Below are 22,242 nucleotides of genomic sequence, written 5' to 3'. Positions count from 1 at the left end.
GGAGGTGAGAGACAGGCCTTGCCCGGGGGTTAACCCAAGGCCGGGTAGTTAACGTTTTCGCAGGTCATGCAAGAGGGCCTGGGGACCATGGTGTTGCGGCGTAGAGGCCGGGGCCGAGTTTGTGGATGAGGCCGCTGACGGCCCACCGGGTCAGTTGTCTGTACATGGTCTCCAGGGTGACGTCACCGAAGCGGTCGGCGATTTCACGGGGCTGCCACAGGCGCGTGGGTTCTTCCTGGAGCAGGGCCAGGATGCGGTGTCGGCGCCGTGCGGCGGGGGCGGCGTGCCGGTCGTCCCGGGAGGCTGTGGGCGGCACGGGTGACTGATCCACGGGTTCGAGGATGGTGACGTCGAGGTGGGTGACGGTTCGGCTGGTGTCGGGCCGGCCGTCGGCGTGGCGCTCGCTGTATCGGGACATCGGCGATTTGACCTCGCGGGTGCTGAGCCGTTGCCGCCGGGGAGGGAGCAGGCCAGTGAGGATCTGGCGGCCGATCGTCCCGAGGAGAGCGTCTCGATCGGCGTCCGCGGTGACGATGCCGGTGGCCTGGATCACTTGGTCCCGGGCGGTGTGGAGCGCGATGCTGAAAGAGCAGCGGTCCGGGTCGGTGCCGGGGAGGGACTCGGCGGCGTCGACCATCACCGTGCGCAGGGCCTGGTAGAGCGTGAGCAGGGACCACATCTCCTGCTCGATGCCTGTCGGGTTACCCGAGCGCAAGTTGCGCCCGTTCATGATCGTGTGGCGGAGCGCGTAGTACGCGGATTCGTGTTCCCACCGCTGGTGATAGAGGCCCACCAGCGCAGTGGCGGGGTAGCGGCGGGCGTCGGTCAAGGTCGTGACCAATCGGTAGGACCCGGTAAAGGTCGTGCCGTCCGCGCAGGTCACGGCGATCTGAGCGTCGATGACCCGTACTTTCACGGTGCCGATCACCGACAGGTAGGAGCCATCGGCGAGGCGGGTGAGAACCGGCGTGCGCCGGTTGCTGCGGAGCCGGCCCAGGACCTGGGCGCCGGTCTCGGTCACCTTCGCGAGGAAGGCGTTGCTGTCGATTCCCTTGTCCCACAGCACCAGCATGTGCGGCCGCAGCAGATGCAGCAGTCGGCCGGCGTAGCTTGTCTCGCCCTCGGCGGTGGGGCCGAACACCGCGCCGACCAGGGCCCGGGTGCCGGTCTCGATCAGCGTCATCAACTCCAGCGTCGGGTAGCCATGATGGGAAGTCCTGCCTAGCCAGGCCCGGTTCCGCTCCGAATCGGGAACCCTCAGCGAACTGCAGCCGTCGAACGACACCGTCCGGTACGGACCGAAACGCACCCCTGGGGTCGTCGGCTGGGCCAGTGGCCCGGCCAGCACCTCGAACAACGCCCGCACCGGCGCGCTACCGAGTCTCCGGCGCAGGTCACGCAACGCTTTCGCCGATGGACAGACCACCGGCATCCCGGACAGGCCGGCGGTCAGCTTGGCCCAGACGAGCCGGTAGCCGACCTCGGGGAACAGGCACATCGCGAGCAGGAAGTAGACCCCGACCCGCGACGGAAGATCACGCAGCCTCCGCTGCACCGTCCGAGTCTCCGCAAGGACCGCGTCCACGAGCTCGAATGGCACGACGGCGGTCAGCTCCCCCAGATGGCCGGGCGCGAACCGGCCCGCTGCCACGGTGACCGTTCGGGTGATGGCCGTCAGGGCAGACGGCAGGACACAATGGCGGGGCAACGGAGCTCCTTCGGGACAAGCTGTCTTGGTCGACTGCCTGTACCAACGAGCTCCGTTGTTCTGCGTCGGAAATCCTTCAACTGGCTTGCGTGACCTGCGAAAACGTTAACTACCCGGCCTTGGGGGTTAACCCTTGATCGTGGACACTCGAGACAGTAGATCTTGAGGATCTGAGAACAGACATGGCCTTAACCTCGGCGGGTAGTGCTTCATCACCACGAACGCCTGATCCACGACTTGACGCCGGCCAACGATGATGCCGCTGGACACTCCGACGAGCGCGCCTATTGCCGCTATCGCGGCAGCGACGATTGTTGCCACCTCACCTGTCATGGGCACACTCTGCACGGTCTCCGCAGTCCGCGTAGAGGCCGCGGATTGGACCCGCCCCGATACGGATGGAACAGCGCTGGGAGTATGACGGTGTTCGCAGAGTCTCTGCCTCCGGGCCACGCGATCAAGGAGAGAGTGATGGTCGAGCAAGATCGATCGCTGGGCCGCTATGTCACCGAGTTCCGAGCCTTGGCTGAGGGACGAACAGCACCGGAGGATTGGCTTGCCTGGTGGGCGCAGCACGGACAGGAGGTAGAGGAGCTCAGTTCGCGTGGCGTTTTCCTTCGCCTCAAGCCTAACTTGATCTTTAACCTCGAGGGTCGAACGACTCCTCGTACTTGATCACTCGGAGTGGTAACTGCCGTACATGCAGGCGGCCTTCGACTGAGCATGTGATCCGACCAAGGAACACACAACGCCCAGCACGAAGGCCGTGGGGATGAGTCTGCTGCATCACGTCGTCCGGCAGGATCCGTTTGCGGAACTGTCACACTTCCGGGGTGAGCTCTACTCCTGTCTGACCAGACGTGCGGACGCATTGTTCGAACTCGCGGACGCGGTGCTGTGTGCAGACGGTCCGGTCCGGTCGCTGGTCGAATTGTCGCTGGTCGGCGAACACCGGCGCGGGCACGGCGGGCTCTACGACGCCCTGGCCGCGGGCCGGGTCGATGTCGCCCGGCTGAGACGAGCCCTGGCCACGGTGCCGCTGCCCCGGGCGGCGGACGGCCGGCTGGTCCTGGCCGCCGACCTCACCTGCTGGCTGCGGCCCAGCGCCCACACCTCACCGCAGCGGATCCTGTGCCACACCTACGGGCGGGGCAAGGACCAGCACATTCCCGTTCCCGGCTGGCCCTATTCAGTGATCTGCGCGCTCGAGACGGGACGCACTTCCTGGACCGCACCGCTGGACGTACTGCGTCTGGAGCCGGGCGACGATGCCGCCACCGTCACCGCCGGGCAGATGCGTGAACTGGTCGAGCGGCTGATCACGGCCGGGCAGTGGAAGGACGGCGACCCGGACATCCTGATCGTGGTGGACGTCGGCTACGACGTGCCCCGTCTGGCCTTCCTGCTGAAGGATCTGCCGGTGCAGGTGCTGGGCCGGATGCGCTCGGACCGCGTCCTGCGCCGGGCAGCACCGTCCCGAGAGCCCGGCACCCGGGGCCGTCCGCCCCGCCACGGCGGCGAGTTCGTCTTCGGTGACCCGGCCACCTGGGGCACACCCGACGCGGCAACAGTGACCCAGACCCGTCTCTACGGCACCGCCACCGCCCGGGCCTGGAACCGCCTCCATCCAAGGCAGACCCACCGCTCCGCCTGGACCGCCCAGCTCGGCACCCTTCCGGGTCTTGATGATCTCCATCAAACCCGGGGCGGTTCACCTCCGCACGGCTGGACTTCACAATCTTGATGATCCAGCACCGGAACCCGTTCCCACGCGCCGCTCTTCGGTAACGATCGGCCCCTGCTGATCCAAGGGCCGTCCACTCCGCCGGTCCTCGTTGCGGACGTTGTCCGCGACGAGGACACCCAGGTCACAGCCCTGACCATCTCGGCGGCTCAAGATAATGACCATTTATGCGAGGGACTGGGCGTGCCTGCCCGCCGCCGAGGTGGAACCGGTGTGAGATCGAATGCGGGCAGTGCCCGCGGTCAGGCTGGGACATTCGCATGAGCGGAGGCAAGGATGCTTGGTGACCCGTTCGGGCTGGCCGAGGTGCTCGCCGCTGCGGAGGACGCGGCACCGGGGGCGTCTCTCGCTGTGGTGGCGCGCAATCTACGCGACCGGTTCGACGCGCGGGCGGTGTCGTTCCTGTTCGTCGGCGTCGCTGGCCGGCAGATGGTGCGGGTCGACGAGGGTATCGCCCCGCGGGCCGGCCTCGACGCCGATCAGATCCAGCTGGCCGGCAGCGTCTACGACCAGGTGCTGCGCACCCAGGAGCTGGTGCAGGCCCCCGACGCCGGGTACGGAAAGCGGGTGTTCGCCCCGGTGACCAACCGCGGTGACACCATCGGCGTCCTGGAGTTGTCCCTGCCGCACGTCAGCCAGGAGATCCTGGACGAGGTTGGCGAGGCCGCGCACGCGCTGGCGTACATCATCGTCACCGACCGCCGCTTCACCGACCTCTACCGGTGGGGTCAGCGCGCTACCCCTCTCAGCCTGGCCGCCGAGATCCAGCGCCAGCTCCTGCCCGACGCGCCCTCCTGCGAAGCCGCACAGTTCGTGCTCGCCGCGTGCCTGGTCCCGGCCGACGACGCCGCCGGGGACACCTACGACTACGCCCTCGACCACGACACCCTGCATCTTTCCGTCACCGATGCCATGGGCCACGACGTCGACGCCGCACTCATGGCCACCCTCCTGGTCAACGCCTCGCGCGGCGCTCGTCGCGACGGCGCCAGCCTGACCGAGCAGGCCCGCCGGATCCACCAGGCTCTCCTCGACCACGGCCACCACACCATGGCCACCGGACAGCTCCTGCGCATCGCCCTGGACGGGACCGGCGCACAGCTCGTCAACGCCGGACACCCCTGGCCGCTGCTCCTGCGCGACGGCACGGTGAACGAGGTGCGCCTGGACGTCGACCTGCTCTTCGGCGCCCCCGGACCCACCCCGTACCACGTACAGTTCCTCGACCTGCGCCCCGGCGACCGGCTCCTGCTCCACAGCGACGGCATGCAGGAACGACAAGCCGAGTCCGTCGACCTGCCCGGCCTCATGCGCGAGACCGCCTTCGAACATCCCCGCGAGGTCGTGCGCGTCCTGGCAGCAGCGGTTACCGACGCCTGCGGCGGCCACCTGCCCGACGACGCCACGGTGCTGTGCCTCGACTGGCACGGCCCCTACCACGACGGCCGCCACGCCCACGCCGGAGCCGGCCGATAAGCACTTCCCCGTGTCCATCCGGAGACCGCTGCCGGGAAGAGGTCATTCCTCTCCACCGTCCGCGTCGCCATCGCCGGCCGCGGCCGGGCCGCGCAGGGGGCGCAGGCCGTCTCGGATGCGCTGGCCCTCAGCCGTCTTCCCCTTCGTCCTCGATGGCATAGGGGTCGCGGAAGGGCCGCAGGCCCTGGCCGGGTCCGCTGGCCTTGATGTTGAACAGGTAGCGGCCCAGGATCTCCCTACGGCGAGGTGCGGCTCAACATGGGCAGCCGCCTCCAGCTCGCCCACCCCGTCCCCCAGGAACCGGCCCCCGAGCCGGAGCCGGCTGCCGCGTGACGATCAGTGGGGCCCGAGGCAGTTCGGGTCAGCGCAGGCCGCGGCCAGGTCACGCGTGCGGTCCGACGGCGGCGAGTCGAGCCATTCGGCCCGCCGCACCTGGAGCCTGGTCACGTCTGAGGCAATGTCCGGCAGATCCGCCCGCAGCCGCGCGGCCCACTGCTCGGTCAGCGCCTGGCCGTTGACGTACAGCTCGCCATCTCGGCCGCCTACCGCGACCAGCACCCCGCGCTGCGAGGGGATGACCATCGCACCGACGCCCTCCGCGACCTTCCCGGCCCGGATCAGGGCATCGGTCGCCCGCCGGGCCCGGCTCGTGGCGTCCGGGTCGAGCCTGACGACGCCGTCCTCGGGCCCACCATCCAGCCCGCAGCCGGCCGCCTGGTTGTTCTCGTAGAAGGTCACCATCCGGGCCAAAAACGGCATCTCGCCCCGCAGCCGCTCAGCGACCGACGGCGTCAGCCGCTCACCGTTGACGAGGATCTGGCCGCTCTTGCCGACCGCCGCGGACAGCACCTTGCCGTCCGGGGTGAAGTGGTACTTCGTCTCCGCGCCGCTCTCCATCAGGCCGGCGTCGACCGCCCGGGCCACGCATGCCCCAGACGTCTGATTCCTCCGCGTCGGCGTCCCCCTCACCTCAACGGCACGAGAGCCGGTGTAGGTACTCCGGCATCCGGGGGATCAACGCGGCACCCTCGATCCGAAAGCTACTGGCGGGTTACTTGTCACCTGGTTCGCCGCTCGTTAACGGCACCCCCCCCCTTGGGATACCCGGCGAGTACATTCCCGTCAGCCTGCAGGACCGTACGCGCCTGTACCGAAGCGTGCTGGCGGCCTTCGCCGAACAGGGCCGACGGATCCTGGTCGTCGTCGACAACGCCTCCACCGCCGAGCAGGCCCTCCCACTGCTGCCCAGCGACGGCACCACCGTCGCCCTGCTCACCTCTCGCCACACTCTCGATGTCGGAGCCCGTCTGCACGACCTGGACATCCTCGATAAACCCGCCTCCATCGAGCTGCTCCGCGACGCCCTGCAGCAGGCCCGTGGCAGTGCCGACAACCGTGTGGACGGCGATCCCGAAGCGGCTGCTGCGGTTGTCCAGCTATGCGCGGGCCTACCGTTGGCGCTGCGTATCGCCGCCGGCCTGCTCGCCGACGCCCCCACCCGCCCGCTGGCTTCTCTGGCCCGCGCCTTGGAGACGGAGCATTCCCGGCTGGACCGGTTACATCGTGAGGACCGCGCGGTGCGGGCTGCCTTCGACCTGTCATACCAGCACCTCGACGCCCTGCACGCTCGGCTGTTTCGGCTGCTGCCGCTCAACCCCGGCCCAGACCTCTCCACCGAAGCCGCCGCTCACCTCGCCGATGCGGATCAGTTCCAGGTCGAGGAGCTGTTGCAGGATCTGGCCCGTGCCCACCTGATCGAACCCGGACATGTCTGGAGCCGCTGGCGGCTGCACGACCTGGTCCGCCTCTACGCCGACGAGCGTGCCGCGGAGGGTACGGACCCTAGCTGGCGCGACGCAGCTCGGACCCGACTGCTGGAGCATTACGCAACCACCACGAAAGCCGCTGATGGCCACCTGCGGGCCCTACCCGGTCAACCCGTGCCCAAGGCGTTCACCGGACGTGAGGAGGCCCTGACCTGGCTGGACGCCGAACGCGCGAACCTCGTCAGCGCCGTCACCATCGCAAATGGGACCGGACACCCGGACATCGCCGGCCGGCTCCCACCCTCTCTCGTTGAATACCTGAGGTGGCGAAGGTATTTCGACGATTGGATCACCACGAGTACCATCCACCGCGACACTGCTCATGTCGCCTGTGACGACCGCCAAGAAGCCGCCGCGTGGAACAACCTCGGCACCGCCTTCTGGGAGGTGCGCCGCTTCGACGACGCCATCACTGCCCTGGAACACGCCCGCGACCTGTTCCGGAAAACCCGTGACCGCTCCTTTGAAGCCAGCGCGTGGAACAACCTCGGCCTTGCACTCCGGGAGGTGCGCCGCTTCGAGGACGCCATCACTGCCCACAGCCAGGCCCGCGACATCCACCACAGCCTGAAGGACCGCCACCAGGAAGCGATGGCCTCGAATAGCCTCGGCCTCGCATTCCAGGATGTGGGCCGATTCACTGAAGCCATCGGAGCCCACACGCAGGCCCGCAAGCTATTTGAACTCGCGGACGACCGTCACGGTGTAGCTAACCCCGGCTATTCAGCGGAATTGGATGAGTTGATGCCCTGACAGCAGAAAGGTGCCGCTGACCTGCAAGGATGCGACTGTCGAGGAAGCATCGGGTGCAGGAGTCAGGACACCTTTCTGGTGAGCGAGCGTACAGGGTGGGACCGTGGGCTGTCTGTGACGGCCGACGGGAAGGGGCTGGTCGGGCATGCCGGAGCGGTGCTGCTGCGGAAGCTGGCGGACCGGATCGGTCTGGCACGCGGGCTCGCCGGGGTGCCGCCAACGAGCACGGCGGCCGGCTGGCGGGAACGGGCCGCCGTACTCGTTCAGCTGGCGGTCACGATCGTGCTCGGAGCCTGCTGGAGGCCGAGCAACTCCAACTGCACCACCAGGGCTTGTTCGGGCCCGCCGTCTCGGACTCGACCACGCGCCGGGTGCTGGCCGGGCTCGACGAACAGATGCTGACGCGGATCGCGAAGGTGCGCCGGCGGGTACGCCGCCACGTGTGGATGCTGTTGCGCCTGCGGCCCGGCGGCTTCCCGTGGCTCACGGTGGCCGGACGCACCCTGACGGGCTGGATCGTCGTGGACCTGGATGCCACGGTCATCACGAGCGCGTCCAGGAAGGAAGGAGCCGCGGGCACGTTCAAGGGTACGTTCGGGTTCCATCCGCTGGGCGGCTGGTGCGCGAACACCGGCGAGAGTCTCGCGATGGAACTGCGCCCGGGCAACGCGGGGGCAAACACCGTCGAGGACCACCTGCGGGTGCTGGTCGCCTGCCTGGAGCAGATCCCCCACTCCTCGCAGTCCAAGTTGCTGATCCGCGTCGACGGTGCGGGCGCCACGCATGGCCTGCTTCAGTACCTCGAAGCGTTGAACACCACGCGGCGCACAGTCCGTTACACCGTCGGCTGGAAGATCACCGAGGAGGACGAAGCCGCGATCGCCCGGATTCCTGAGAAAGCGTGGGAGACCGCGCTGACACAGGACGGCGCACTGCAAGCGGGCTATCACATCGCGGAGTTGACCAATCTGAACACCCGAGAGGGCTGGCCGGAGGGGATGCGGCTGATCGTCCGCCGCGTCAAGCCGTCACGGCGGCAGCTGAAGAAACTGACCGGCTTCGAGAAGAAGACCGGCTGGCGCTACTCGGTCACCGTGACGAACATCCGGCACATGTGGGGCATCACCGGCTCCCACCAGATCCAGTTCCTCGACGCCCTGCACCGCGACCACGCCGAGGTCGAGGACTGCATCCGCACCGCCAAGGCCATGGGCCTGCACAACCTGCCCTCGCAGTCCTGGCAGATCAACACAGGCTGGATGCTCGCCGCGAACCTCGCAGCCGATCTCGACGCCTGGCTCCGTCTGCTGACCCTGCACGACAGCAAGGACCTCGCCGGCGCCGAACCGGACACCATGCGCTTCCGCCTCTACCACCTGCCCGCCCGCCTCGCGAAGCACGCCCGCCGCCGCTATCTGCGCATCGAGCGGACCTGGCCCTGGGCATCGGCGTTCACCACCAGCTGGAGGCGGCTCATCCAGCTTCCGTCCACAACCTGACGACCGGGCCCCCGCCCGACGAGGACCGGAAAGGAGGAGAACCCGCAGTCTCCGGGCTTGTGGAACCCGGCGCAGCCGCGGCGTCACGCGAAGACCCGCCCTCAACCGGCAGGGGACATTACGGGCGAACCGTCGGACCGATCAGCGACCGAAGCCCACTGACGAATCGAGGTTAGACCGACCGGCAATAGGCAGCCGCTGCCTCGCGATGAGGCGGGGTGGATGCAGCGCGGGCACGGGTCCAGGTGATCATGGAGTTCTCTACGCTCAGTGATCCCGAAGGACGGCCGTGCCCGCGCTCCCATCTTGCCTGCTCGAACCCCTCTGGGACCAGTTCACCGCCTTCCTGCCCGCTCGGGCGGAGTTCGCCGCGGACCACCCGCTGGGCTGTCATAGGCGCCGGATCGCCGACCGGACGGTCTTCGAACATGTCGTGCTGGCGCTGGCCCATGGCTCCGGTTACGAGCGCGTCTCCACGCTCGGATGCTCCGACCGGACGATCCGACGTCGCGTCAAGGAGTGGGCTGAGCAGGAAATTCCCGAGAAGGTGCATGCCCTCGCCCTGGAGGCGTACGACCGCATGATCGGTCTCGGACTGTGTGAAATCTCGGTGGACGGCTGCATCACCAAGGCCCCCTTCGGCGGCGAGAAGGCGGGGCGATCGCCGGTCGACCGGGGCAAGCAGGGGCTGAAGCGCTCGGTCGCTTCGGATGCTTGCGGAGTTCCGCTCGGGATCGTCTCCGACGGAGCCAACCGGCACGACTCGCCCCTGCTCGGACCCACTCTGGAAGCGACGAAGGCGCAGGTCGGTCCGCTGCCGGAAACGGTCAACGTCAACCTCGATCGCGGTTACGACAGCGCCAAGACCCGTGCACTGATGGCCGAGTTGGGATTCACCGCCGAGGTCGCGCGCAAGGGTGTGCCTGCTCCGATTCAGGCCGGCAAGCGCTGGGTGGTTGAGCGCACGCACTCGTGGATGAACGATTACGGCAAGCTCCGGCGCTGCACAGAGAGGAGCGGCAAGGTCGTGGACTTCTACCTCTACCTCGCCGCCGCATTCGTCACGCTCCGTATGCTCATCCGCCGCGCGACGAGCCGCTACCGCTGGGACGGCCGCCCCACCACCCGACGCCTCAAGTGATCCATTTGCCGGTCGGTCTAAGTCATTACGACACGTCAGCAGCGATTCGCTTGCGCTCGTCTTCCCGATCCCCACCTGACGCCTCTTGCGACGCCTTTTCCTCATCGCTCACCACGACAGTATTCAGCTGCCGCAGCATGAGGTGGTTTGGAGCCTCCCCCCGCAGGGCGGCTCCGAAGGGCCAATAATTCCTTCATCTCTCGCACAGCACCGCTAAATCATCTTCACCTACATAAAGCGTCTCCTCGCGTTCAGGACACAAACAACCATGAGCACCGGCACTCGGGTATCGGCTGGCACACACCAGCCTCCGTCCACTTCGGGACCGCCGAGGAAGTCCGCGACCAGCGCGGTCACCCTCGCCGAGGCATACGCCCGCCACCCCGAACGCTTCGGCCGCCGCCCCCGACCACCCGAGATACCCCAGACGGCCTGGATCAACGACCCGGCCAAACGCAGGGAACCCACACCACAAACCCCATAGCGTCACGACCGTCTCACTGGACTTGAAATCTTCCGGCGTCCCGATGTCCTACCGTCCGGCCGTCAGTCGTCCGGTCAGGAACCGCAAGGTGTGGCTGGAAGATCAGTCGAGGACGGGTAGGCAAGCACACGAAGCTCCTGGCCGACACGGGTGATCTTGGTCGAGAACCGTCTACCAGGAGCTTCGTCGTTCCGTACAGCCCTCACTCGTCAACATCCATGCGCTGCCAGCAGGTTGAAAAGGGCTCACTGCCGACCCAAACGCCGACCCTGCGCCTCAGAAGCACCGATTCCGTGACAGCAGGCCGGACAGTGGTGTACTGCCCCACGACAGAACCACCGGTCCCGTATACCGGCTCACGACAAAACCTGCCCGAACAGGCACCCAGCCAGCACGAACACCGAAAACTGACACTACGTCACTGACGAAACCCCACTGACACCGGACCGGCACACGCAGCGGCCCCGCAGCTCTATCGGGGGTCCTTGCGCATGCACCACGTACGGGGGCCGTTGTCGGGGAGAACGACCTCGGCTGCGACCTCGAAGCCGAGGCGCTCGTAGAATTTCACGTTCCGCTCGCTGGAGGTCTCCAGGAATACCGGGTACCCGGCGCGTGCGGCCGCCTCGATGCCGGGGACCAGCACCGCACTGCCGAGCCCCTGCCCCTGGGCTTCAGGGGTGACTCCCACCGTGTTCAGAAACCATGCAGGCTCCTGTGGCCGGTACGGAGCGACGGCCTGCTCCGCGGACTCAAAGGCAGCCGCCCGGTCACCGGCAAGGCTGCCCAGCAACGGGCCGATCTCGGCAAAGGCGGGTGAGGGGTCCTGGTCAGGAGTGGCCCACACGGCGACGGCACGGCCGGCGTCGGCAACCCATACGCGCCCGCACACCATCCCAACGCGGGTCAGGCAAAGTTCCTGGAAGCGCCGGATCCGGCCCTCATGATCGTCCGCGGCGACCACGTGCCGGGTGTAGGGGTAGTCGGCGAAGGCCCGAGCGAGGGTCTCGACAGCGGTCGGAATGTCGGCGTCGGTGATGGGACGTACGGAAGGGGTGTCCTGGTGATGCAGCATGTCAATTAAACGATCTGGCCAGACGGCAGGTTCCCAGGAGCATCATCACGCTGAGGTATTCGCCAGTTCATGGCAGCTTCGGGGAACCGTCCCCGTCGCCGGGAAAACGGGGCTCGGTTCGGAGCGCCTCCCGTACTCGTGAACATCGCCCTCGCCGCCGGACGGGTGCCTCCCGCATTCATGAACAACTACGATCGCGAACTGTGGGCAGTGGCAGTTGCTGAGCCGCCAGGGCTCGACGTCCGGCTCGGCCGGCGCGATGACCGCATCCTCGCGGTTGATGATCCGGAGCACGGAAGGGAAAGAACTCTCCTCGCCTTGGCTCCCCTGCGGCAAGGAGGATTGGGATCATGGGGACATGACCCGAATCCTGACCCGCAGCAATCTGGAAGCCGTGCTTGAGCCCACGGCCTGTATGGCCGTCCTGAAAGAAGGTTTCTGCAGTACCGGATCCTGGCCGGCAACGGGACAGCGAGTACTGACAGACCTGCCGTTTCCCGGCACAGCTACAGCTTTGATCCCTGGGCTGCTGCCCGAGATCGACGCCTACACGGTGAAGGTGAACGCCAAGTTCCCCGCCACCCGACCAGCTTTGCGTGGCGTGATCTGTCTCCACAGTGGTCATGACGGTGAGCTCCTCGCTCTGATGGATTCCGCCACCATCACCGCTTGGCGCACGGGACTCGCAGCAGCTCTGGGGACTCATGTCCTCGCGACCCCCGACCCGGGAGGGGACGTGGTACTCGGCGTGATCGGCGCGGGCGCACAAGCCGAGCTCATGGTCCGCGGACTACGCAGCATGCGGAGCTTCCGCGGTGTCGTGGTGCACGACGCCGATCCGGCCCGCGCCGCCGCCTTTGTCGCCCGGCACGGCGGACGAGCGCTCGGTTCTCCCACGGATGTCGCCTCGGCCGCTGATGTCATCCTGCTGGCAACTTGGGCACGTAGACCGTTGCTGCGCCTTGCCGATACTCGGCCCGGGCAACACTTCACGTCTCTGGGAGCCGATGAGCCCGGCAAGCAAGAACTCTCCGCCGACTTGCTCGCATGCTCGCTCCTCGTGGTCGACGACCGTGAACTGGCCGCCTCCATGGGAGCACTCGCAGCCGCCGGCCTTCCCGCCACTGCCGCCAAGGCCACCCTCGGCGAACTCCTCCGCAATGACCACCCGGGCCGCACCAGCGCCACGACACGCACCGTCTACGCCCCTGTCGGGCTTCCCTGGCAGGACCTCGCCCTTGCCTGGCTCGCCTACCAGTACGCCGAACAACACGGCGTCGGAACGCAAGCCGACCTGCTCGCCTGAGCCCTGCCCTGCAAAACGATCGGGAAGGCGCGATCACCCAGTACGAGCTGTTGTTGTGGGCGCTGTGCACCCCGCACAAGGTGCGACTCGCGTCCAGCAGCCACCAGGACGGAGTCAGAGCCACGAGTCGCGATTAAACCCAGAGACACAAATCTCATGATTCACATACGATCGCGGCATGGTTGATACTTTTCGTCGGCTTCGCTGACCCGCTTCGACGCAACCTCGACCCGAGTGTGATCAACGCCTCTCGACCGCCTCGAGCAGAAAGCACCGGCATGTTCTCCACTGTATTCACCCACCTTTGGCTCTCCCCCTTCGCCCGCGGAGAAGCCGTCCACCATGACGACGCGTTCGTCGTCACCGTCAACCCCGACCTGAGCGAGGACAGTCGTCTCATGGTGCTGGAGACTCCCGACGGGAAAGTCTTTGTCGCACTGACGCCCGCGATGGCTACGGCGGGCGGTCTCAAGCCGACGGAGAATCTGAGCGAGACACTGTTCCGCCGGAAACTCGCGCAAGCCGGGATCACGCTGCACGGGGCCGACTACCTCTTCGCCTACCTGGACAAAGACAAGAGCGAACTGGTGCGGGAAGCGACAAGCGACGGCATTCGTCAGCTGACCGCGCAGGACGAGGAGGTCTTCGCCGCTTTCCGGGCCTCGTCATCAGAACAGGACATGGACGATGCCTACGTGGAATTGGGCCACTGGGCCGTGTTCGGAGCCTTCGTTGACGGTCGTCTCGTCTGCGCCGCGAGTATGTACCCCTGGGACGACTCGACCGTCGCGGACCTCGGCGTGCTGACCCTGCCGTCTCACCGAGGGCAAGGGCACGCCCGCCGCGTTGTTCGAGCCATCTGCCGCCATGCCGCCATGCAAGGGTACGAGCCCCAGTACCGGTGCCAACTCGACAACACCGCTTCTTCGGTGCTGGCCAAGTCGGCCGGACTGACCTTGTTCGGCAAGTGGGACGTCGTGTCCACGGACTCCTCAGTCTGAGCCAGACGGCAACTCGCGCATTCATGGTTCTTCAACACCCATCCCCGGCCGTGGAAGGGTGTTGTGAGCGTCGGCGAGAAGCACCGGCTGGTCTTCATCGACCGTCTCCCGGCCACGCTCGTGCACCTCCGCCATGGCGTCACGCATGACGTGCCGGCCTGCTGGTTCGGCGTCGACCGCTCGACTGTCACCCTGGCCATCGGCGAGGTGCGACCCCTGCTCGCCGAGCGAGGGCCCAGCGTCAGCCCCGACGTGCGGCTGCGAACGCTGGCTGAGGTCGTTGAGCAGCTCGGCGTGACCGGGAGAGTCGGCATCATCGACGGCACCGAGATCCGGGTTCGCCGTCCGGCCGTCGGCCACACTCACCGAGACAGTTTCATCTCGGGCAAGAGCAAGCAGAACGCTGTCAGGACCATGGTGTTCACGGACGAGGACGGTCAGGCGCTGTATCTGCAGCCCGACCAAGCACTGAAGCTGCGCAGATATCACCCACGCCCGCCGGTCAAGGCTGATCGAGCTCCTGGTCGACGGGCCCGTGGTGGAGATCCTCGCGGATGTCGGCTACCAGGGTCCGGGTGCTCAGACCGGCGGACGCGTGGTGACGCCACCGCACCGCAAGTTGCAGCCAGTTCCGCCATTCGGCCATGCCAACGAGGACCTTGTTGTCGCCGCTGGTGGAGATGGTCTGCCGGGAGGCCTCGGCGCCACGGACCCTGCCCCCTGAAGTCGTCGCCTCCAAGGGCTCGGCCTCACGATGGGCTCATGAGGCCGAGCCTTGCTACGCTCCTGCTCCCCGTCGCCAAGGAAGGCGGCACGCTCTTCCGCCTTCTCGGTGATGACCTGGACCTTCTCCGTGTGCCGTTCGGGTGCTGATCCATGAGCTTGAGAGTGTGCTTCCCCCTCACGCGTCAGCGCCAGGATCCTTGAAGCACTGCCCCGGGTCTCCCGGATCCTGAGAGTCCATCGCGCCCCGGAACCGGATTATCGCGACGACCGCAGGAGCGGATGGATCTCCGTGGTGGGCCTTTCGTGCGGCGTGGTCAGAGCCGGAAGGTCCGTACGACGAAGGTCTGCCCGGCGACCGACGGCCAGCTCGTCCAGCTCTGGTCCGCGGCCAGAGTGGGCGCACCGACTCCGCCCGGCAAGCCGGCCGCGGTGGACACTACGCGGATGGGCAGGGGGCCCTTGCCGCGGATGCGGACGACGACATCGAGGCCGTCGGCGGGCGGGGCGGCGTAGTCGAAACTCCAACCCCAGCCGCTCCCCGGTCGCTTCGGTCCGCCGGTGAGCTTCGCACCCTCAACAGTGGCGTCGAGGATCTGGTGGGCACGGGTATCGGCGTGTACGGCGATGGTGTGGGCGTCGGCAGGCCCCTGGATACGGAACCGGACCGTACGTACGCCGTCGGCCTCGGTGCTTGAGACGTTCGCGGTACGTGGTGTGTCCAGGGGGGCGGCCTTGGCCGCCCCGTTCGCGAGCACGGCATCGTCCAGCGCGGGGACGCGGTCTTCGAAGCGAGCCGGCTCGCCGGTGAGGAGCTTGCCGACGGCGGGCTGGGATGAATCGCCGTCGCTGACCCAGGTGGCCTTGCCGGTGTCGGACTCCAGGACGTAGCCGAGGCTGACCGGCCGGGGTTCCTCAGCGTTGTAGCCGTCGAGGGCCGTGCCCACGACCAGCGTGCCCACACCTGCCACCGTCACCGCGAGCATCCCGGCGGTAAGCGCACGACGTGGGGGAAGCGGCTCCAGGAGGCTCAGCAATACCGCTGCGAGCAGTGCCGCGAGGACCAGCGGGGCGGCGATGAGTGACAGTCCCAGGGCGGGCAGCAGCAGGAGAACGACCGGTAGGACGAGAGCCACAACCGGTACGGCCGTCATCGCTCCGGCCACCGCACGCCACGGGGAGTCCGCCCGTGTGAACCGCAGCGTCACCGCGACGACCGCCAGTCCGATCAGCGCCGGCCAGGTGAAGAGGTAGGCGCCCCCGGGCAGGGCCACCGCGCAGACCACGGCGATCATCGCGAAACAGCCGAGCACACCCACCACGATGTCCAGCGGCGACGCGTTGCGGCGGGCCCAGCGGTACCAGGCTGCGAGCAGTACCAGGAGCAGCAACGCTCCGCCCCACGCGTACCGGCCGAGGTGGTGGACGCTGCCCTCGCTGAGCGCGAAGTCCGGACGGACCAGGCTCAGTGCCGACCACCCGGCCAGGCCGATGACCGCCGCACCGATCAGCGTGAGCGGGAAGCTCAGGGCGGCCCGTCCGGCCTCGCCGGGGGTCAGACCTCGGCTCCGGCCGAACCACAGCAGCAGCGGCACGCCCAGGAGGGCCGTCAAGGCGAGCGGCAGGGCCAGCCATGCCGGGTAGGACACGGCTGTGCCGAACAGGGAGAAGTACGTGGCGTCCGAACCGCGCTGCGAGAGGTCCGTGCCGCCGAGATGGCGGACGGCTCCGAGCGCCGCGTCTCCCATGTCCTGCACGCTCGCGGCATCGAGCCGGGAGATGCTGTCGTGGCCGGTGTGGTAGTGCGCGGAGCCGTCCATGAAGGCGAAATTGAGACCGCGCATGTCGGCCTCGTCGAAGACCGTCAGGTCGGTGTCGTTGGGCAGTTGGTCGTAGATCGCGGCGGAGAACGACGTGGTGACCGCACCGGAAGCCTTCACGGCGGAGGTGAGACCGGTGCCCGCCATCTGGAACATCATGACGGGGCCGGACGTGCCCCGGCCCTCCATGTTCACCACGACGGTCTGCCGGGGAGCAGCGGCCCGAAAGGTACTGGCCTCCGCGTCGACGAAACCTCTCGCGCCGAGCAGCCCGTGCTCCTCGCCGTCGGTGAAGAGGATCTCGACGTCGTTGCGGAGCTGCGCTCCGGCCTTGAGGACGCGGGCGATTTCGAGGATCGCGGCGACGTTGGAGCCGTCGTCGCCGGCGCCTGGGGCGATCGGCACGGAGTCGTAGTGGGCGACAAGGAGGACCCGGCCGGTGGACTTCTTCCCGGGGATCGTGGCGTGGACGTTGGAGACGGACCCGACGATGGCCGGGCTGTCTGCGTCGGAGGGGGCGACCCGGGTCTGGACCTCGGGCCTCAGACTCAGCTTCCGCAGCTCACCGACGAGATACTCCCGTACGTCCGACTGTGCGGCCGAACCCGCCGAGTGCGGGACCTTCGCGATTCCATCGAGCCGTGCGACCGCACGGGCCGCCGAGAAGTCACCAGTGGGGGCGGAGGCCGGCCGGGGCTCGGAGGTACGCAGCGGCAGCATGGCCGCGATACCAGTGAGGAGGAGCAGCAGGAAGGCGGCCAGGGCCGGCACTCGTCTGCGCGTCATGATCGGAACCTGCACGGATATACCCCATAGCGGGAGTGGGTGGGACAGCGGGCCGGTACGTGCCGGGGCCGCCGTATTCGATGGCGACGATCGGCAGCTCGGCGGTGTAGCGCTCCTCAGCACTGTCGCGCGGCCCGAGCGGGTCGGTGTCCGGGACCAACTCGGAGTCGGTGAAGCAGTTCGATCCGGTCTCGGTGGTCCTGCGGATCGAAGTCACCGGAATCGTCATCGAGTTGCTGCATGGCATTCGCACTCGGGCCGCCCGTGGCTACGGACTGCTTGTACGCCTTCTCAACATGGTCGCAACATTCAGTGGTCCGACGGACAGGCGCCTCTGGGTGACGAACCCGAAGTGCTGATAGAGCGCCACATTTCCGGGGTCCGCGGTGGTGAGGTAGATCCCGGCCGTGGCTGGTGTATCGGCCAGCAGACGGTCGAGGAGACGCCGCCCCGCCCCGCGGCCCGCGGCGGCGGGAACCACCCCGATGAACTCCAGCGTCCAGGCGTTCTCGGGCGCACCGGCTTCGGTGAGGTCGAGATAGCGCAGGGTCCGCTGCACGGACCGGGGACCGCAACGCGCGAGCGTACGGGCCGCCCACTGCGCCTGCGCGGCAGGTGAGAGCCGAGCTCCGGGCGGGGTGAGGACTGCGGCCGCGATGGGTCGGCCGCCGTCCCCGGCCAGGGCGTAGCGGCGCGATCCGGGAATGGTGGCATCGGCGCGCAGGGTGGCGTCGAACCAGTTCTCCCTGGTGGCGGACGAACTGCCGCAGATCCAGGAGGTCGCCGACTCGCGGGCAAAGGCGTCGGCCAGCACGCGTACGCAGGCGTCCACGGGCGGGCAGTCGTCGATCTCCGGCCCGTGCGGAGCTGTGTCCGGGAACTGTGGGTCGGTCACGATTCCTCCTTCATCAGCACTTGCTCGATTCAAAACCGATCGTATAACTTTCGATCGTAACGGACTAGAGAGGAAGAGCGAATGAGGATCCTGGCACTAGGCGGACCCGGTGCGATGGGGGCGGTGGCGGTGCGAGTGGCTGCCGGGCTGTCCGAGGTGAGCGAGATCGTGGTGGCCGACAAACGCCTTGAAGCGGCCCAGAGGCTGGTACGCCAGCTCGCCGGTGCCGGTGGTGCGCCCATGCGGGTCCTGCAGGTGGACGTGACCGATGCCTCCGCCCTCCGGGCCGCAATGGCCGACGCCGACGTCGTGCTCAACACCGTCGGTCCGTACTACCGCTTCGGCCTGACCGTGCTGCGTGCCGCGATCGCGACCGGTACGCACTACCTGGACATCTGCGACGACTGGGAGCCGACCCTGCAGATGCTCGATCTGGACGAGGAAGCACGGTCCGCCGGGGTCTGCGCGGTAGTGGGCATGGGCGCCAGTCCCGGGGTCAGCAACCTGCTGGCCGCACGCGCCGTCCAGCAGCTGGACCAGGTCCAGAACCTGTACACCGCGTGGCCCGTCGATGTCTCCGGCAACGATCAGGACGACGATCAGCTGCTCGACCCCGACGGGCAGCCCAGTGCCGCCGCCGTGCACTGGATGGAGCAGATCAGCGGGAAGGTAGCCGTCGTCAGCGACGGACAGCTCGTACACCGACGGCCGCTCCGTCCGGTCACGCTGACCCTCTCCCCCGAGCACTCCGGAACGGCGTACACCGTCGGCCATCCCGAGCCGGTCACCCTCCACCGCAGCTTCCGCCCGACCGGCGAGGCCGCCAACCTCATGGTCATCACCCCAGGCACACTGGCCTACCTGGACGTCCTGCGCCGGGACATCGACGCAGGCAAACTCACCAACGAAACCGCCGCCATGGACCTGGCCAAACCCTCGGTTTCCCGCGGCCTGCGGGCCGTAGCAGGCGCCATGGGCCTCAAGGGCCCCCGGTCGCTGCCGCCGTTCTTCGCCGCAGCCACGGGTACCCGCGACGGCAGGCCGGTCACCGTCCTGTCCCGCCTCGCCGAGACGTCCGGCATGACCACGCTGATCGACGACATGGCAGAGGCGACCGGAATCCCGCTGGCCCTGGGGCTCGCCCAGCTTCTCGACGGCACCAGCGGCCGGCCCGGCGTACACCCTCCCGAGGCCGTCATCGAACCCGAGCGGTTCTTCCTCGACCTGTCCCACCACCTGCCCCACACCTCCGACAGCGACCACCCCGGCAACTGCGTGATCACCACCGTCACCCCGAGCCACTGAAACGAGGAGATACCGGTGAAATCACTGGAACCAGGAGTCGGCGTGCATACAGCGGAATTCGTCGAGGTCGGGGGGCTTCGCGTCCGTTACGCGGCGACGGGCACCGGCCCGCCCGTGATCCTGCTGCACGGACTGGGCCGCAGCCTGGAGGACTGGGAGCCGCTGCGGGCCGCCCTGAGCGGGTACCGGCTGATCGCCATCGACCTCGCGGGCTTCGGGCAGTCCCAGGCCCTGCCCGACTGCCGCCTCGCGGCACTGGCCCGGCACGTCGAAGGGGCCTTGGACGTGCTCGGGGTTCCCTCGGGCGCCCATGTGGTGGGCAATTCGCTTGGCGGAGCCGTCGCGATGCGGCTCGCCGCAGATGCCCCCGCGCGGGTGGCGTCATTGGCACTGCTCAACAGCGCAGGGTTCGGCCGCGACGTCACCTGGACCCTGCGCATCCTCGACCTTCCGCTGCTCTGGCGGCTACTCTTGCGTCCCCATGCGGACAGCGCGCTGATGTCGGAGCGCTCCATCTTCTACGACCCGGCCTTCGCCACACCCGAACGGGTCGCCCTGGCACTCGCGCTCTCCCATCGCGAAGGGGCGGCACAGACGTTCCGGCGCCAGTCCCATGCCCTCGGTTCGTGGCGCGGCGTACGCCGCGGCTGGCGCGAGAATCTGCTCACCGAGGTCTCGGCGCTCGACATCCCCACGCTCGTCGTCTGGGGCACCCATGACAGGATCCTGCCGGCCACCCACCTCGTGAACGCCGCGACCGCTCTCCCCCGGGCACGCACCCACCTGTTCCCCCGGACCGGCCACATGCCGCAGATCGAGCGCGTCGACGAGGTCGCCGTCATGCTCGGCTCGTTCTGGGACAGGCCATAGGGTCCCGAACCACGCCCGGTTCAAGCGAGAGGGGAGGTTCCTCGGCACCGCGGGGCGTGACCCGCCCCGGCCTCGGTACCCCGGGTACTTGTACCCGCCTCCGACTGGTGCGACGGCGTGAAGAGGTGGCGCTCCCCACGACGCTCGGATCGCCCTCGTGAGGAGCACTGCTGCCGGGGTGGCGGACTGGACGTCGGCATGAACCCCCGCGCCAGGACACTGTACGAGCGGCCCGGATACCGTCCCGTGTATACCGAGCGCACTTCTTGGCCGCGCGGCCCGCAGAGGTGCGGCTCGGCACCACAATGCGCCGCACCCTTGGACGTACCAGAAAGGCCCGCCACTTCATGACCGACTCGCTCCACACACCGACAGCGCCCGTCCAGGTCCCCACCCGCATGCTGGTCGAGGCTCTGATCCGTACCGACCACACGGTCGACGCCGGCGAGCTCTACGCCACTGCCGAGCAGCTCGGCATGACCGACCAGCAGGTACGTCTGTGCATCAAGCGGCTGGTAGCGGAGGGGCGCTTCGTCCAGGAAGGCAGGGGGCGCAAAGCACTGCTCCGGGCGACCGGCGCCACCGTGCAGGCTCTGGGGCCGGACGTCGAGTTCGTCGCGCACGCTTTCCGGCAGGACGCGGGCCTCGCACCCTGGGACGGTACCTGGCACCTGGTCGCCTTCGCCGTACCCGAAGACACCCGCACGGCGCGCGACACACTGCGCGCCGTTCTCACCCGGCTCGGTGGCGCCCCCGTCCAAGGCGGCCTCTACGTCAGCGCCAACGCATGGGAACCCTACGTCGAGGACGCGGCTCGTCGGCTCGGCATCCACGACCGCCTCACCCTCCTCACCACCGACGACCTGCGTCAGGGCGATGTACGTGAACCGGCCGCGCTTGCCCGCAACCTGTGGCCGCAGGACGAGATCGCCGATCGCTATCGGCAACTCGCTTCCGTGGCCGAGCCGCGGCTGCGCCTACTCCAGGACGAGGCCGCCCCCTCCTCGCTCCAGCAGCTGACCATCGCGGTCGAACTGGCCGCCGAATTCACCCGTGCGATGGAGCCCGACCCTCTTCTGCCGCCCGAACTGCTCCCCCGGTCCTGGCCGGGAACCGAGGCACGTCGGCTCGTCGCACAGTGCTGGCAGCTCCTGGACCGGCTGCGGCAGTCCGGCACAGCGGCGGAGCAGCACGTCCGCCTGTTTCGCCTTTACGACGACGCTGTCAGAAGGACCGATTCCGCAGGGCAGCGCCGCGACGGGTGAGCACGAAGCCGCGTACCGGATGCGTGATGCGGGACGTGAGAGCCGCGTACCGGCCGGGCCATTCCTCGTCATAGGAAATGACTTTTCGTAGGGAATGACTTTGAGCCGCTCGTCCGCAGGGGCGCGGTGTACCCAGGGGTTGCCCTCTTCCGCGGGCACACCGGCTGTTGGCCGTTGTTCGCCATCCGATCCATCCTGGTTGCAGGCATCCTGACGAAGCATGCGAACGGAGCCCACCGCAGCGGGCTGCTGGTGGGCGGCGCCGGCCACGCGCGTGGGCGGGTGGCCGCCAGGGACAACCGCCTGGGCGAGTGGCCCGCATGGGCCGTACGCAGGCCCCGGCAGGCAGGCCATGACGCTCCCGTGAACAAGGCGCTGTTCTGCCGTGCATCTGTCCACCGGTACGCGGGTTCGCGGGTTCACGGACACTCCCACAAGGGCTGTCCCGTAGTCCCTGGCGGGACAGCCGTTAAGCTTGGCGTTTATGGTCTGCCGTCGAACACGGCCTCGAACTTGCTGATGGTTTTGCCTAAGTTCCGGACGCAAGAGCGGCCTTCGCTTGATC

General features: G+C 68.0%; 15 protein-coding genes and 3 pseudogenes. 12 read left to right on the top strand and 6 right to left on the bottom strand.

Annotation, left to right across the window (positions count from 1 at the left end):
* Positions 1-64: 64 nt before the first annotated feature.
* Complete coding sequence (locus ACGFU7_RS43005; RefSeq protein WP_393703745.1) at positions 65-1,708, bottom strand: IS4 family transposase; 1,644 nt, start codon at positions 1,706-1,708, stop codon at positions 65-67.
* A 772-nt stretch (positions 1,709-2,480) separates the two neighbouring features.
* Here ACGFU7_RS43005 and ACGFU7_RS43000 point away from each other — a divergent pair.
* Together ACGFU7_RS43000 and ACGFU7_RS42995 are read left to right on the top strand one after the other, a co-directional pair.
* A pseudogene (locus ACGFU7_RS43000) lies at positions 2,481-3,395 on the top strand (transposase); the annotation flags it as partial.
* 333 nt (positions 3,396-3,728) lie between these two features.
* On the top strand, positions 3,729-4,928 hold the full coding sequence (locus tag ACGFU7_RS42995) for a PP2C family protein-serine/threonine phosphatase (protein ID WP_393703743.1): 1,200 nt from the start codon (positions 3,729-3,731) through the stop codon (positions 4,926-4,928).
* 336 nt (positions 4,929-5,264) lie between these two features.
* On the opposite strand, the gene ACGFU7_RS42990 is transcribed toward ACGFU7_RS42995, so the two are convergent.
* Positions 5,265-5,852, bottom strand: a complete 588-nt coding sequence (locus tag ACGFU7_RS42990) for a hypothetical protein (RefSeq protein ID WP_393703741.1) — start codon at positions 5,850-5,852, stop codon at positions 5,265-5,267.
* A gap of 233 nt (positions 5,853-6,085) precedes the next feature.
* On the opposite strand from ACGFU7_RS42990, the gene ACGFU7_RS42985 reads away from it, so the two are divergent.
* The 4 genes and pseudogenes from ACGFU7_RS42985 to ACGFU7_RS42970 all read left to right on the top strand — a co-directional run.
* On the top strand, positions 6,086-7,507 hold the full coding sequence (locus tag ACGFU7_RS42985; RefSeq protein WP_393703739.1) for a tetratricopeptide repeat protein: 1,422 nt from the start codon (positions 6,086-6,088) through the stop codon (positions 7,505-7,507).
* A gap of 332 nt (positions 7,508-7,839) precedes the next feature.
* Positions 7,840-9,006, top strand: a complete 1,167-nt coding sequence (locus tag ACGFU7_RS42980) for an IS1380 family transposase (RefSeq protein ID WP_393703737.1) — start codon at positions 7,840-7,842, stop codon at positions 9,004-9,006.
* Between the two features lie 289 nt (positions 9,007-9,295).
* Positions 9,296-10,147: an IS5 family transposase gene (locus ACGFU7_RS42975; RefSeq protein ID WP_393703736.1), complete on the top strand. Its 852-nt coding sequence runs from the start codon at positions 9,296-9,298 to the stop codon at positions 10,145-10,147.
* A 249-nt stretch (positions 10,148-10,396) separates the two neighbouring features.
* Positions 10,397-10,631 (top strand): annotated as a pseudogene (locus ACGFU7_RS42970) (IS3 family transposase); the annotation flags it as partial.
* Between the two features lie 472 nt (positions 10,632-11,103).
* On the opposite strand, the gene ACGFU7_RS42965 reads toward ACGFU7_RS42970, so the two are convergent.
* Positions 11,104-11,706: a GNAT family N-acetyltransferase gene (locus ACGFU7_RS42965; RefSeq protein WP_393703735.1), complete on the bottom strand. Its 603-nt coding sequence runs from the start codon at positions 11,704-11,706 to the stop codon at positions 11,104-11,106.
* Between the two features lie 358 nt (positions 11,707-12,064).
* On the opposite strand from ACGFU7_RS42965, the gene ACGFU7_RS42960 reads away from it, so the two are divergent.
* From ACGFU7_RS42960 to ACGFU7_RS42950, 3 genes and pseudogenes are all read left to right on the top strand, one after another.
* Entirely contained in the window at positions 12,065-13,012 is a 948-nt protein-coding gene (locus ACGFU7_RS42960) for an ornithine cyclodeaminase family protein (RefSeq protein ID WP_393703733.1), read from the top strand.
* A 278-nt stretch (positions 13,013-13,290) separates the two neighbouring features.
* Complete coding sequence (locus ACGFU7_RS42955) at positions 13,291-14,013, top strand: GNAT family N-acetyltransferase (RefSeq protein ID WP_393703732.1); 723 nt, start codon at positions 13,291-13,293, stop codon at positions 14,011-14,013.
* A 63-nt stretch (positions 14,014-14,076) separates the two neighbouring features.
* Positions 14,077-14,190: pseudogene (locus ACGFU7_RS42950) on the top strand (transposase family protein); the annotation flags it as partial.
* Between the two features lie 325 nt (positions 14,191-14,515).
* On the opposite strand, the gene ACGFU7_RS42945 reads toward ACGFU7_RS42950, so the two are convergent.
* The 3 genes from ACGFU7_RS42945 to ACGFU7_RS42935 all read right to left on the bottom strand — a co-directional run bounded on the left by ACGFU7_RS42945 (position 14,516) and on the right by ACGFU7_RS42935 (position 18,237).
* Positions 14,516-14,752: a hypothetical protein gene (locus tag ACGFU7_RS42945; RefSeq protein WP_393703759.1), complete on the bottom strand. Its 237-nt coding sequence runs from the start codon at positions 14,750-14,752 to the stop codon at positions 14,516-14,518.
* Between the two features lie 301 nt (positions 14,753-15,053).
* Positions 15,054-17,342, bottom strand: a complete 2,289-nt coding sequence (locus ACGFU7_RS42940) for a M28 family peptidase (protein WP_393703730.1) — start codon at positions 17,340-17,342, stop codon at positions 15,054-15,056.
* Between the two features lie 268 nt (positions 17,343-17,610).
* Positions 17,611-18,237 (bottom strand): GNAT family N-acetyltransferase, encoded by a 627-nt coding sequence (locus ACGFU7_RS42935; RefSeq protein WP_393703728.1) that lies wholly within the window; start codon positions 18,235-18,237, stop codon positions 17,611-17,613.
* A gap of 81 nt (positions 18,238-18,318) precedes the next feature.
* On the opposite strand from ACGFU7_RS42935, the gene ACGFU7_RS42930 reads away from it, so the two are divergent.
* The 3 genes from ACGFU7_RS42930 to ACGFU7_RS42920 all read left to right on the top strand — a co-directional run bounded on the left by ACGFU7_RS42930 (position 18,319) and on the right by ACGFU7_RS42920 (position 21,677).
* Positions 18,319-19,542, top strand: coding sequence for a saccharopine dehydrogenase family protein (locus tag ACGFU7_RS42930; RefSeq protein ID WP_393703726.1), 1,224 nt, complete (start codon positions 18,319-18,321; stop codon positions 19,540-19,542).
* Between the two features lie 42 nt (positions 19,543-19,584).
* On the top strand, positions 19,585-20,412 hold the full coding sequence (locus ACGFU7_RS42925) for an alpha/beta fold hydrolase (RefSeq protein ID WP_393703725.1): 828 nt from the start codon (positions 19,585-19,587) through the stop codon (positions 20,410-20,412).
* A gap of 347 nt (positions 20,413-20,759) precedes the next feature.
* Positions 20,760-21,677 carry a PaaX family transcriptional regulator C-terminal domain-containing protein gene (locus tag ACGFU7_RS42920; protein ID WP_393703723.1) on the top strand — a complete coding sequence of 306 codons (918 nt, stop codon included), beginning with the start codon at positions 20,760-20,762 and terminating at the stop codon, positions 21,675-21,677.
* Positions 21,678-22,242 lie beyond the last annotated feature (565 nt).

The organism is Streptomyces sp. NPDC048473 (genome assembly GCF_043200155.1).
Classification (GTDB): Bacteria; Actinomycetota; Actinomycetes; order Streptomycetales; family Streptomycetaceae; genus Streptomyces.
Note: the sequence above shows the minus strand (reverse complement) of the source record. Positions and strands in the feature narration are given on the sequence as shown.